This window comes from Salinivibrio sp. AR640 (genome assembly GCF_001995405.1).
Taxonomy (GTDB): Bacteria; Pseudomonadota; Gammaproteobacteria; order Enterobacterales; family Vibrionaceae; genus Salinivibrio; species Salinivibrio costicola.
Genome location: NZ_MUFD01000004.1, coordinates 160,770 through 172,902 on the forward strand (window position 1 = coordinate 160,770; position 12,133 = coordinate 172,902).

The following is a 12,133-nucleotide window of genomic DNA, read 5'->3' on the forward strand; positions in this document are numbered from 1 at the left end:
GCTCACTCCTTGGCTTTTTCTGCCTGCTCGCGCAATCGTTCAGTCGCTTCGGGGGGAAGGGCTAACGCTTCTTGGTTACGCGACACTTCCCGAATATCTGGTGTGCCAATCGAACCTGTCACTTGGTAGCGTACTTGGGTAAACACATCCATCACCGGAGAAATTGCTGTCGTCACCGCGAGTACATACAGCGCGGTTTGCGGCGTAACCGCAAAGGCACTTAATACCGGGATCCCTGAGGTAATATCCGGCGTAAAACGCACATCCGCATTGACTTGGTTTTCCACTAAATTGGCAATACCTTTGATAACCATATCACCGGCAATGCCATCCATGCGGATATTATCGGTGACCAAGACGCCATTTGTGATCACGGCCCGCCCCGTGATGTCATCAAACGCCAGCCCATCGTCAAACACGCCCGAGAAATCGAGCTGAATTTTACGCAAAATAGAATCTAAGCTAAATAACCCTAACAGTTTGCCCGCGCCACCAACACCACTGATATAACCGTCTTGGATATCCGCATTTACCTCGCCATTGAGGCTGGATATATCAGCTTGCCAAGGTAAACCGGCATAATTCAGTGCGGCTTGGGTGGTAAAGCTTGCATCTTGGATCCCACCACTGACGCCAAATCGTCCCATGAGATCCGAGGTACTTTCGCCACCCAGTGCTAACGTCAATGCGGTTTGATGGCGCCCTTGTTTATCTATCCGCCAATGCCCATTGACCGCTGCATGGTTATTGCCGCTTTTTACCGTCAGTGACGACAGTGTTAGCTGCTGATCGTGTTTATTGACAACGGCCTCGACACGTCCCAGTCGATACCCTTCTAACCAAAGATCATCAATCGTAAGGCGTGATGGTGGAATGGCGGCCAGTAAGGCTTTGTCTGCAGCCGTGGCTTGGGGATCCACAGGCTGAAAGAGTGGTGCGTCGGTAGGTTGGGTCTGGTCGGACGGCTGTCGATTGATATGCCAGTGATCAATATCGACCGCTAAACGACCTTCTATTGGCCAGTTTGCTTGTCCGCTGAGCTCTTGACTGCCGACCAGCACATGCCATCCCTTCGCTTTTTGACGCGCGGCCACTGATAAGTCATGAAAAGCGAGCTTCCCGGCCGAGAGTTGATCGACTTTGACATTCACACGTTGCGGTATCGGTAAGCCAGGGTATTGATGTTGCCGATCCGGCCATGCTTGCCGCACGTGTTTCCACACTGCGTGCCACGCGTCTACATCCAAGCGTGCAAGTGCCAGATCAAAGCGATGACCGCGAGTGGCGAGGAGTGTGGGTTGTTTATCGCCAACTTGCCACTGACTGGACACAAATTCTGGGGTCGCACCTTGGGTATTAATTCGTGCTTGATAATTCACATTTGGCAACTGTACGCGCCCCGTTAACCCTTCACGGTTACCGCTTGCTTCTATATGCGCCTGCCCTTTTTGCCAGCGCGGTTTGTGAAGCGGCGCAGGCAGCGTTGATTGCAGTGGTGTCGTATCGACATCAATGCCGAGCTGGTAGTCAAACCCCGTATCATGAAGGGTAAGATCGAGCCCAGCCTGCCAACGTGCGCCTCCAGAAAGGTAAGGCTTGAGCGGCAGCGATAACTGGTTCAGCAATGGCACTATATCCCAATCCGCCTCGATACCTACATCCAACTGATAGCCGGCAGAGGCAGCTTCGCCCGTAAGATCTAGGTTGATAGCTTGCCCCAGCCACTGAGCACTCATCGATTGGGCCGTGATGCCATCGTCGTCAAACGACAGTGCCCCCGAGACATTGTCCAAGGCCATAGCAGGCGTTTGAATCCTGACTTGATTGCCCGCAAAGTCCACCTTGCCGCTTGCATGAGGTTGCTCACCATCAAGCGGGATCGATAAACCTAACTGCGCATTGACTAATCCGTCGACGTTGATATGAGTTAAGGCGGCACCGACCGTATCCACTAATGGGGTGGCCAGCATATAGCGGTGCACCGCGTCTCCTGTCGCCGAGAGCGAGGCCTTGAGTTCAAGGCGACTGTCTGCCTCGGTCATGTCGACAATGTTTGCCTGAACCTGACGACTGACGGCATCGTTTAAGCGAACATGATCACCCTCAATCGTCAGGCCTGCGTTGTCGAACAAGAGTGTCGCATCAAGCTCTGTCAGCGTCGGCCAGGCGGTATCAAAGCTAAATGCCCCATTGCGCAGCGGCACTTTGGCTTGAAAAATGCCATCATGCTCACGGTATGGAAAACTATCCAGGGCACCAAACCAAAGGATTTCACTACCCTCGGCTTGGCCTCCTTGAATGGCACGTGATAAATATCCGGTCAGTGATTCAGGCAGGGCGCGCGTTGGCAAATAACGCCACGTTTGTCCGGCATCGGTCACATCGGCATGGGCGTAAAGCGCAAGAAATGGCGCCCCCTGCTTGGGAATATCAAGACGAAAGGCGCCGGTTCCGTGAACATCTGCACCGGTGACCGCTGCCTTTTCGCTCCAAATCGAGACGCCTTGGCTCGTCGGTTGCCAATTGAGGGTGAGCTGACCTTGTTCAAGTGGCAAAGGCGCTTGAAAAAAGTCGCCATATGGCAGCGACTGCGCGCCAAGTTCAAGCTGTGCCTGACCACGTCCTCCCTCGCCAGATAGGGTAGCATTTAAGCCATGAAACGCCGGAAAATACCCCCAGCGTTCGGCCGACACCTCGGTCAGTGTCGCTTGATAGCGTAGCGGCGTTGTCGGTTGTTTGCTCAATGCGAGGGATTCAACCTGGCCCGCCGGTGCCAGCGCGGCCGCTATACGGTGCTGTTGTTCCGACTGACTGACCAAGCCGAGTAAAGGCTGTAATAAGGCAATATCCAGGTCGGCCGCATTGAGACGCCAACGCTCGTTCGTTCCTTGCCATGACAGCCGAGAAATCGCAGGGGCTGTGGTGGCATTTTGCTTCACCCATATTCCGTCCGTATCCACGCGCCACGCACGTTTGCCTTCTGCGGTCAGTTGGACTTGGCTATCTTTCACCGCCCAGGTTTTTGCCTCTTCCGTGCTGTCATGCCATTTGAGCGCGAGATCATCAATCGATAACAACGCATCACGGGGTTGGCCGCGTTCCACGCGCACCCAGGCTTGGGCATCTAAACGCGCCGCATCAATGGTCACTGAGGGCGTCAATGTTTGCGTGAGCCACGGCGCGAGATCCATCGCTTCACTGGCAAGATAAAAATCGCCAGTCAGGGTGTCGACGCCTTGGGTTTCAGTAAAAGCGGCTTTAACACGTACGGCTTCTAGCTGGGTGCCTTTCACCCCAATTCGCGCTTGTACCTGATGTTGTCCTGCTTGATTACGCCAAAAGAGATCCTTGATAGTTAATACTTCTGTTTCAAGCGATGGGGTCACCAGGATGACTTTGGCGTTCGGTATCGAGAATTGGCCCAAACGGGCAAGGAAGAGATCTTCAAGCCGGGCACGCACATTGGTACCCGTGTCTTTTTCTGGCAACTGACCGGTATCCAGCACCAGGCCATCGAGTGTTACATGAGAAAAAACCGGTTGCCAACGCATCAGTGTCGCGGAGACATCAAGCTGTAAATCAATATGCTGAGCCGTCAAAAGCGCCGAACCATTATCGCTCGTCGCTAGAGAGACATTTTTTAATGTCAGTGAAGGGGTCAAATTACGCCACTGCCCGGCAATGCCCTCAAGTTGCGCACTGAACCCCGTCTGCTCAGACACCCATTGCCGCAACGGCGCTTGCAAAAGCTCAACATTGGGCAATAGAAAGCGCAAACCGCCTATCAATAAGGCGGTGATGACTATCATGCTGATCACGCTGGTCATTAACCAGCTGACACTTTTTCTCACCCAAGCCATGACTTACATCATTACTACGTCAAACTGTTCTTGTGTATACAAAGGCTCTGACTTCACTTTGACTTGCTTACTAATAAATATTTCCAATTCAGCCACAAGGTGAGAGTCTTCGCCGGCAAGGGCTTCAATGACTGCCGGCGCGGCATAGACAACAAACTTATCCGCATCATAGGTACGATTGACCCGAGTGATTTCTCGCAACACCTCATAACAGACGGTTTCCACGGTTTTGACCGAGCCACGCCCATCACACGTTGGACATCCACCACACAGCACGTGTTCGATACTTTCTCGTGTCCGCTTACGGGTCATTTCGACCAAGCCTAACTGAGTAAAGCCATTAATGTTGGTTTTTACTCTGTCTTGGCTCAATGCCTGCTCAAGCGAGTGCAGCACCCGACGGCGATGCTCATCCGTGCTCATATCGATAAAGTCGATAATGATGATCCCGCCCAGATTTCTCATCCGAAGCTGGCGTGCAATAGCGCGAGTGGCTTCAATGTTGGTATTAAAAATGGTTTCATCGAGGTTGCGGCGTCCAACAAAGGCGCCGGTATTAATGTCGATGGTGGTCATCGCTTCCGTCTGGTCGATGATCAGGTAGCCGCCCGATTTTAGCTGTACTTTACGCTCTAACGATCGTTGAATTTCGTTTTCCGTGTCATACATATCAAAGATGGGCGCTTGTCCGTCGTAATACGCCAACTTATCGGCTAATTCAGGCACAAATTCGGAGGTAAACTCTTGTAGCTTTTCATAGGCCTGTTTGGAATCGACCCGAATCAAGTCTAACTCAGTGCCAACAAAGTCACGGACAATGCGCTGCGCCAACGCAAGCTCGCCATACAGCATGGACTTGGTTTTATATCGGGCGCGTCGCTCTAATACCTTGTTCCATAATCGCTTTAAAAAGGCGGCATCTTGCGCCATTTCATTATCTGTTGCGCCCTCAGCGGCCGTGCGAATAATAAAGCCACCCAGCTCGTCACAATACTCACTGACGATGCTTTTTAGGCGTTTGCGCTCATATTCGCTCTCGATCCGTTGCGATACGCCCACATGGGCAGCGCCAGGCATGAAAACCAGATAGCGCGAGGGCAAGGTAATGTCAGTGGTTAAACGCGCGCCTTTTGTGCCTAGCGGATCTTTCACCACCTGCACCACAATATCTTGCCCTTGACGGACAAGTTCGGAGATATCGCGAACTTGAAATTGCTGTTTCTCGTTTTCTGATACGCATTCGGTATGAGGAACAATATCAGAGGCGTGTAAAAACGCGGCCTTCTCTAAGCCAATATCGACAAAGGCTGCCTGCATTCCAGGCAAAACACGACTGACCTTACCTTTGTAGATATTGCCTACAATTCCGCGTTTCGCTTCACGTTCTATGTGAATTTCTTGGAGGTTGCCCCCCTCTACCATCGCCACCCTCGTTTCACTGGGTGTGACGTTTATTAACAGTTCCGCACTCATGGTTTCCCCGATGTCTCAAAAGTGGGGCCTAGCGCCACTCGTTGGTGCGCTCAGACCGAAAATTGTTTGAGCAGTTGCTCGGTTTCATACAGTGGCAAACCAACGACGGCGTGATAGCTTCCATCGATACGGGTCACAAACTTACCGCCCAATCCTTGAATCGCGTATGCACCGGCTTTATCCGCGGGTTCCCCCGACTGCCAATAAGCATCAATCATCTTATCCGTCAGTGAACAAAACCAGACTTTGGTGGTGACAACGGTGGTGACTTGCTTGATGGCATTTGCCACTGTCACGGCCGTCATCACTTGATGCTCTCGCCCAGACAGCTGTTTAAGCATCCGGGTTGCATCGGCTTGATCTATCGGCTTTTCCAGTACTTGGTCACCATCAACCACAATGGTATCCGCGCCAAGTACCGGGATGTGCCCACCTGTTTGTATCACGCCGGCTCGCGCTTTATCTTGCGACAAGCGTGAGACATAGGCATAGGGCGATTCGCTCGCGTTTTGTTTTTCCTCTACATCGATGACGACACGGGAAAAGTTGACGCCCATTTCGGTGAGCAGTTCATGGCGTCGAGGCGATCCCGAGGCCAGGTATAAATCACAATGCATAGTCCCTCGCTAACGAATGGCAAACCGACGGCGTAACCGGCGCAATAGTAAGAACACCCAGGGCCACAGTATGAAGTTAAGCACACCCGCCCAAAGCTGTTCAGGATTAAACTGTACGTTAGAGACTAAATACTCCGCCCAGAACTCGATCAATTTTCCAGCTAAGGTCAGTAAAGACAGTAAAAGCGCTTGGTGCCAATAGGACATATTGCGCAGTAATTGAAAATTAAGCGCGACAATATATATCAAAATGGCCATGGTCATTCCCCGAACGCCCAAGGTGGAGCCCAACATCAGATCCCATAACAGCCCGACTACTAACGCTGTCCCGACATTCACTCGATGTGGCAACGCCAGAACCCAGTAAAATGCGACGAGCAAGACCCAAGAAGGACGAAAAGGCGCCAGTTCACCGGGCCAAGGAGCGGCCTGCAAAATCAACGCAACCATGAAGGAGAGCCAAATAACCAATTGGCCACGAAATGTCACATTTGCCATTATGGTGATTCTCCCTCGCTACCTGACGACGGCGCAGAGTCAGATGACGGGTTTTCTTGCTCAGATGACGATTGACTCATAGGCCGATCGGAGGGCGCATTATCGGCTTTTTCTGGGGTTGGCCAGACTAAAAGAAGATAACGTAACCGATCGAATTTTACTGCGGTTGTCGCGGTGACTTGCGCAAAGGGACGTTTATTATCAAACGAGAATTCTGTCACCGTGCCCACTGGATAGCCTTCAGGAAAGACGCCGCCAAGCCCGGATGTCACTAATTTATCGCCCACTTTAATATCCGTGCTACTCGGAATATTATCCAAACCGATATAGGCGGTGGTCCCACGGCCAGACGCTATCACGCGAATATCATTGCGCATCACTTGAACTGGCACCGCATGAGTAGGATCAGTGAGTAACAAGACACGGCTATTATGCGCACCGACATAAGCAACCTGTCCGACGACCCCGTGTTCATTGATCACTGGCTGCCCTTCATACACACCATTGGTGCGTCCTTTATCGAGCATCACTTGGTGTTTATAGGGATCAGAATCGACCGCCATCACTTCAGCGACCATTTTTCGTTCATCACGAATAAACGACGATCCGAGTAGCTCACGTAAGCGTTGATTTTCGCGCTCTGTCTGTGCCAATAGAAGCTGATCACTTTCGAGCTGCAACACTTGTTTGCGTAAGGCGCGATTTTCAGCCACTACACGTTGATGAGCGCGAAACTGCATCACTAATTCATCAAGGGTGTCACGAGGCACATTCGATGCATACTGAAGCGGTGCAACCAAGGTGTTGAGGAAATAGCGGACCCCGGCAAAAGCATCAAGACGACTATCAGCCAGCATAAGGCTGACTGATAGTAGAAGCGCGAAAAACAGGCGTAATTGCAGAGACGGTCCTCTGCCAAACATAGGTTTCATAATGAAAACAACCTGTTTGTTGGCACAGTCACGTTAATCTTCGCTAAAAAGATCGCCGCCATGCATATCGATCATCTCAAGCGCTTTACCCCCACCACGTGCAACACAGGTCAGTGGATCTTCCGCCACAACCACCGGAATCCCCGTTTCTTCGGTCAGTAAACGATCGAGATCGCGCAGAAGAGCGCCGCCGCCGGTAATCACCATGCCGCGCTCGGAGATATCGGACGCAAGCTCTGGTGGGCACTGCTCTAACGCCACCATCACTGCCGAAACGATACCGCTCAGCGGCTCTTGTAGCGCTTCCAAGATTTCGTTGGAGTTAAGCGTAAAGCTACGTGGCACACCTTCAGCAAGGTTACGACCGCGAACTTCAATTTCGCGCACTTCATCGCCCGGATAGGCTGAACCAATCTCGTGCTTAATGCGCTCTGCCGTCGCTTCACCAATCAAGCTGCCATAGTTACGGCGAACATAATTGATAATGGACTCGTCAAAACGGTCACCACCAATACGCACTGATGAGGAATAAACCACACCATTAAGCGAGATGACCGCCACTTCGGTGGTACCACCACCGATATCAATCACCATCGAACCGGTCGCCTCGGAAACCGGCAGGCCAGCGCCAATCGCCGCGGCCATCGGTTCGTCAATCAGATAAACTTCACGCGCACCCGCGCCCACGGCTGATTCGCGAATAGCACGGCGTTCAACTTGGGTAGAACCACAAGGCACCGCCACTAGCACTCGTGGGCTCGGACGCATGTAGCTATGATCATGCACAGACTTAATAAAGTGCTGTAACATTTTTTCGGTGACATAAAAGTCAGCAATGACGCCGTCTTTCATCGGGCGGATCGCGGCAATATTACCTGGCGTTCTACCCAGCATTTGCTTCGCATCATGACCCACAGCAGCCACACTCTTAGCAGAACCCGCGCGGTCTTGACGAATAGCGACAACAGACGGCTCATCCAGAACAATGCCCTGTTCTTTTACATAAATCAGTGTATTGGCGGTTCCCAAATCAATCGATAGATCGTTGGAAAACATCCCGCGAAGTTTCTTAAACATGATGGTCAGTTAATCCTGCAAGCTGTGAAATCAGACAAATTGAGCTAAATGTATCAACGCGCACGGTAAGCAGCAAGATACGGTGCTTTAAACCTGAATGAGATCTGTGTTTTTTTTCAATGCGCTGTCATTTTGATGATTTTTCCATCAAAAACGCATCATTCCCTTTGTTTTTCTGCCGCGGGTGACTGGCATGATTCACCGATCACCAACGTCGTGGACGCTTGTTGTGAAGCCGTTGCCTCCTGATACATCAAATAACACGCGGGCGCTGGCTGCTCATGGAACAACCAAATAAAGTCAACGCGGTTTTGTTCAGGGTACCGTCGTATCTGCCAACGTGTGGTGTCCTGCAGCGCGCTCACTAACTTAGGCAGCGCACTGATTTGGGGATAGCCATATGTTACGCCTATGTCGATACCGTCGACGGTCAGTGATTGAGCAGGCTGATCGGTGATTTTCTCAGCTTTCGCCAAGGAATACGTCCGTGTCGAGGCACTATCAATACCACTTTTTAACCCTTTCAGCGCTGACACATTCGCATCGGCTTCATAATCATAGAACTTAGGTACCGCAATGACGACAAGAACTGACAAAATACTGACTAATAATACGGCTTCTAACCATCCACGTCCCTGTTGAAGTGCTTTTTTTTCCCTAAGCGTCATCGTTTCCCCCAACGGCGCCGCTTTTTCTGGGCAGGATGCGGTGACATTTCGGCACCCAGCAAACGCCCTTGCCCACCTGCCACACCAAGATCTTTCACCACGGACCACTCCTCATTCGTTTCCACACCGACGGCAAGCACCTCCGTGCTGGTTGCTTCACAAGCGCCCAACACACTGCGCAAATACAGCTGGTTTTCAGGGCGTTGGTGAATATTGCGGACCAGGCTACGATGCAGCTTGATATAAGCCGGTTGAATATCTTTTACGTAGTGAGTGCTCACTATCGTTCTACCTGCTTGGTCAACGACAAGTCGGCACCCTAACGCGGCAATCATTCGTAAGCAAGGTCGCGCGGCATCAAAGTGCGAGACTAAAGCGCCCTCCGAGACTTCCACCAGCAGTCGATTTAATGTACTGCGTGGAGTTTGTAGCAAGGCATCACGCAGCCAAATCACAAATTCGCGCTGACATAGTGAGTATGCACTAACATTCACTGCATAGTTATCAATATAATCACGCGTTTTTAGCCACCATAACGCACGTCCTACGGTAGCCTTGTCGAAAGTAACATCCATGCCGACCCACTCGACCCCGGGCCAAAAGCGCGATGCTTTTAACACTTTACCTTTTTCGTCTTTAATTCGACCCAAAAGTTCATAATGGAGACGGGTTTTGCCATCTCGTGCAAACACGGGTTGGCGGTAGAGCATGGGGCCTTCACCCGCCATTACCGACTCGAGTAAGGTTCGCCAACGTACACTGCCGCGTTTATCCAAACGGCTGAGTTGTTTATCAAACTGTGACCAGCCATTTTGTCCTGTTAGCTCCGCCGCTTTTAGCGCTCGCTCAGCTTCATCCATTAATCGGCCACGCCGCTCCCCCGCGCCAAAAGAAGTCATGCCCAAATGAAACCAGTTATCTTTATCCAACGCCTCTGACGGTGTCAGTTTATCTAAAGCGTTGGTGATTTGCGCCAAGAAAGGATGCACTTCATCCCCTGCCTGGTTGACCAATAAGATGGCAAAATCAGACGCAAAGTAACGCGCAAGCACGGCATCGGGAAAACGCTGAGTCGCATTAGAGAGCACGTTACCGATAGCTTGAATCAAGTGATCCGCGGCCTCTTGACCATGTTGCGCGACCAACTCATCCCAGTCGGCGACACGGACTAAAATAACACTGCCTTGACTCGCATCATCGGTCGCCAGTGTATGCAGCCGGTTATCAAACATCACGCGGTTCGCGGCTCCCGTCAGCTGATCGAGAAAGGTATTAGTGCGGATAAAGGTGTCAAAACGACTCCGCTCTTGCCGAGCCTCTTTAAGCTCCTCAATGAGCTGACTCAACGCAGCACTCGCGGGAATAGGCCATTCTCGAGGGTCGCCTTGCTGTGCCTCATCCAGGCGGCCCGCCAAAACTAATCGGCCACGCTGTTCCAATACTTCACTGCCATACAGTTGCCGCCGCAACCATCCGATCCCCCACGCTAAACCAAGGACAATCACCAAAATCGCCGCCGACAACGAAAAGAGGGGGCCAATCGAATACGCAAACTCGGCATAAGGCGGGACAAATGTGAGTTTCACGGCATAACCAGGATGACTGTCGAGCGGAATATCTCGCGTGATAACTTGTTGTGTGGCGATCGTTTGATATTGGATTTGTTCGTATTGATACAAGATCCCGGTTTCTGAATAGATGGTCAAAGAGGTCACGTCACTGGCTTTGAGCATTTTGGGCAACCAGCGTGAAAAATACTGATTGTCTCGTTGCTCGCTCGCCATCTCTTGATCAATCACCTCGACCATGCCATCGACGTAATGCGAGATAAAGTCGATCCCCAGCTGGCGAAAACTGATAGCGCCACCAATAAATAAGACGAAAATGGCGCACACCACGATTAAGGTGACAAATGCAACGAGTCGGTTGGTCAGCTTCATTCCGCTGACTTTAATCGCATTAGCTGTTCTATCCATGATTCTCTGCTGACTGAGGTCGCCTTTTGGGGCTCGTAGCCGCTATTATCAGGCTTAGTGATCATAATGTGAATGCCTAGCCACCATCCGTGGCTACCTTTTCTTCCCCAAGAGGACTCATGGACTGGATTACCTGTACCAAAAGCTTTATTTGTGTGGTCGATCAGGGCTCGTTAGCACAAGCTGCCACGCAACTACATACCTCAAGCTCAGCCTTATCCAAACGCCTGAGTTGGCTTGAGCGCCAGCTTGGCGTGCAACTGTTAAAACGCACCACCCGAAGCTTGTCGATGACCGATGCCGGTGATCTTTTTTATCACCGAGCAAAAACCTGGGTCGACGATTGGCAACAATTAGTCAGTGAAACCACGTCTACCTTTGGGGAAGTCAGCGGCATATTACGTATTGGTGCGCCATTGGTGACAGGGAACCGTTTTCTGGTCAACTTTATTGCTGAGTTTCTTGAGATTTATCCGAAAATCAAGGTTGAGCTCACCACCTTGACCCCAGGACAGCTCCCTGATCTTAATCTTGATGTGGTGATCAGCCGCGAGCTCGAGTACTTCAACTCTGCCAGCTATATTGCGGCAAAGCTGTTTGATTTTCAGCCTGGCTTTTTTGCCTCACCCACCTATCTTGCTCGGCACGCGCCGATTACCCACCCTGACCAACTAAGCCAACATAATATTTTGCTCTATGGTCACTCCCATCAGCCTCAAGAGCGGGTCTTCGAAGATGGCACACGTTTGCAGTTGTCGGGAAACTTTGTCTCGCCTAACCCTGAAGCCTTAGTGAGCGCCGCGGTCATTGGCATGGGCATTATTTTAGGAGGGGCTGGGACCGTGCAAAAAGAAATTGATCAGGGCTTATTGGTTCCCGTATTGCCTGCACTCAAGCAGCCACGCTCATCGGCTTATGCGTATTACCCCAAGTTGGAATACAACCACACGAAGACCAAGCTATTTATCGATTTTATTAAACAAAAAGTTAAACAGTTGTACATTTAGCACGCGCCACCCTTTTATGGGAGGC

9 protein-coding genes are annotated in these 12,133 nt (G+C 51.3%); 1 reads left to right on the top strand and 8 read right to left on the bottom strand.

The window, feature by feature from the left end:
- Nucleotides 1-2: 2 nt before the first annotated feature.
- The 8 genes from BZG75_RS04170 to csrD form a co-directional block, all read right to left on the bottom strand.
- Nucleotides 3-3,860, bottom strand: coding sequence for a YhdP family protein (locus BZG75_RS04170; RefSeq protein WP_077576251.1), 3,858 nt, complete (start codon nt 3,858-3,860; stop codon nt 3-5).
- Nucleotides 3,861-3,863: 3 nt separating this feature from the next.
- A complete protein-coding gene (gene rng / locus BZG75_RS04175) occupies nt 3,864-5,333 on the bottom strand; it encodes a ribonuclease G (protein ID WP_021022696.1) in 1,470 nt (489 codons plus the stop codon).
- A 50-nt stretch (nt 5,334-5,383) separates the two neighbouring features.
- Nucleotides 5,384-5,950, bottom strand: coding sequence for a Maf family protein (locus BZG75_RS04180; protein ID WP_021022697.1), 567 nt, complete (start codon nt 5,948-5,950; stop codon nt 5,384-5,386).
- Between the two features lie 9 nt (nt 5,951-5,959).
- Nucleotides 5,960-6,448, bottom strand: a complete 489-nt coding sequence (gene mreD / locus BZG75_RS04185; protein WP_021022698.1) for a rod shape-determining protein MreD — start codon at nt 6,446-6,448, stop codon at nt 5,960-5,962.
- The gene (mreC, locus tag BZG75_RS04190) at nt 6,448-7,380 is read right to left on the bottom strand and encodes a rod shape-determining protein MreC (protein WP_077576252.1); all 933 of its coding nucleotides are present in this window, start codon (nt 7,378-7,380) and stop codon (nt 6,448-6,450) included. Before mreC ends, mreD begins: the two co-directional genes overlap by 1 nt.
- 33 nt (nt 7,381-7,413) lie before the next feature.
- Nucleotides 7,414-8,457, bottom strand: a complete 1,044-nt coding sequence (locus BZG75_RS04195) for a rod shape-determining protein (RefSeq protein WP_077459908.1) — start codon at nt 8,455-8,457, stop codon at nt 7,414-7,416.
- A 158-nt stretch (nt 8,458-8,615) separates the two neighbouring features.
- Nucleotides 8,616-9,125: a hypothetical protein gene (locus tag BZG75_RS04200; protein ID WP_021022701.1), complete on the bottom strand. Its 510-nt coding sequence runs from the start codon at nt 9,123-9,125 to the stop codon at nt 8,616-8,618.
- Nucleotides 9,122-11,101, bottom strand: coding sequence for an RNase E specificity factor CsrD (gene csrD, locus BZG75_RS04205; RefSeq protein ID WP_021022702.1), 1,980 nt, complete (start codon nt 11,099-11,101; stop codon nt 9,122-9,124). Before csrD ends, BZG75_RS04200 begins: the two co-directional genes overlap by 4 nt.
- Nucleotides 11,102-11,220: 119 nt before the next feature.
- On the opposite strand from csrD, the gene BZG75_RS04210 reads away from it, so the two are divergent.
- The gene (locus tag BZG75_RS04210) at nt 11,221-12,108 is read left to right on the top strand and encodes a LysR family transcriptional regulator (protein ID WP_077459909.1); all 888 of its coding nucleotides are present in this window, start codon (nt 11,221-11,223) and stop codon (nt 12,106-12,108) included.
- Nucleotides 12,109-12,133: the final 25 nt, after the last annotated feature.

Excerpts from the sequence above, each read along its gene's own strand:
- BZG75_RS04170 (WP_077576251.1), bottom strand. The coding sequence starts at position 3,860 with ATGGCTTGGGTGAGAAAAAGTGTCAGCTGGTTAATGACCAGCGTGATC.
- rng (WP_021022696.1), bottom strand. The coding sequence starts at position 5,333 with ATGAGTGCGGAACTGTTAATAAACGTCACACCCAGTGAAACGAGGGTG.
- BZG75_RS04180 (WP_021022697.1), bottom strand. The coding sequence starts at position 5,950 with ATGCATTGTGATTTATACCTGGCCTCGGGATCGCCTCGACGCCATGAA.
- mreD (WP_021022698.1), bottom strand. The coding sequence starts at position 6,448 with ATGGCAAATGTGACATTTCGTGGCCAATTGGTTATTTGGCTCTCCTTC.
- mreC (WP_077576252.1), bottom strand. The coding sequence starts at position 7,380 with ATGAAACCTATGTTTGGCAGAGGACCGTCTCTGCAATTACGCCTGTTT.
- BZG75_RS04195 (WP_077459908.1), bottom strand. The coding sequence starts at position 8,457 with ATGTTTAAGAAACTTCGCGGGATGTTTTCCAACGATCTATCGATTGAT.
- BZG75_RS04200 (WP_021022701.1), bottom strand. The coding sequence starts at position 9,125 with ATGACGCTTAGGGAAAAAAAAGCACTTCAACAGGGACGTGGATGGTTA.
- csrD (WP_021022702.1), bottom strand. The coding sequence starts at position 11,101 with ATGGATAGAACAGCTAATGCGATTAAAGTCAGCGGAATGAAGCTGACC.
- BZG75_RS04210 (WP_077459909.1), top strand. The coding sequence starts at position 11,221 with ATGGACTGGATTACCTGTACCAAAAGCTTTATTTGTGTGGTCGATCAG.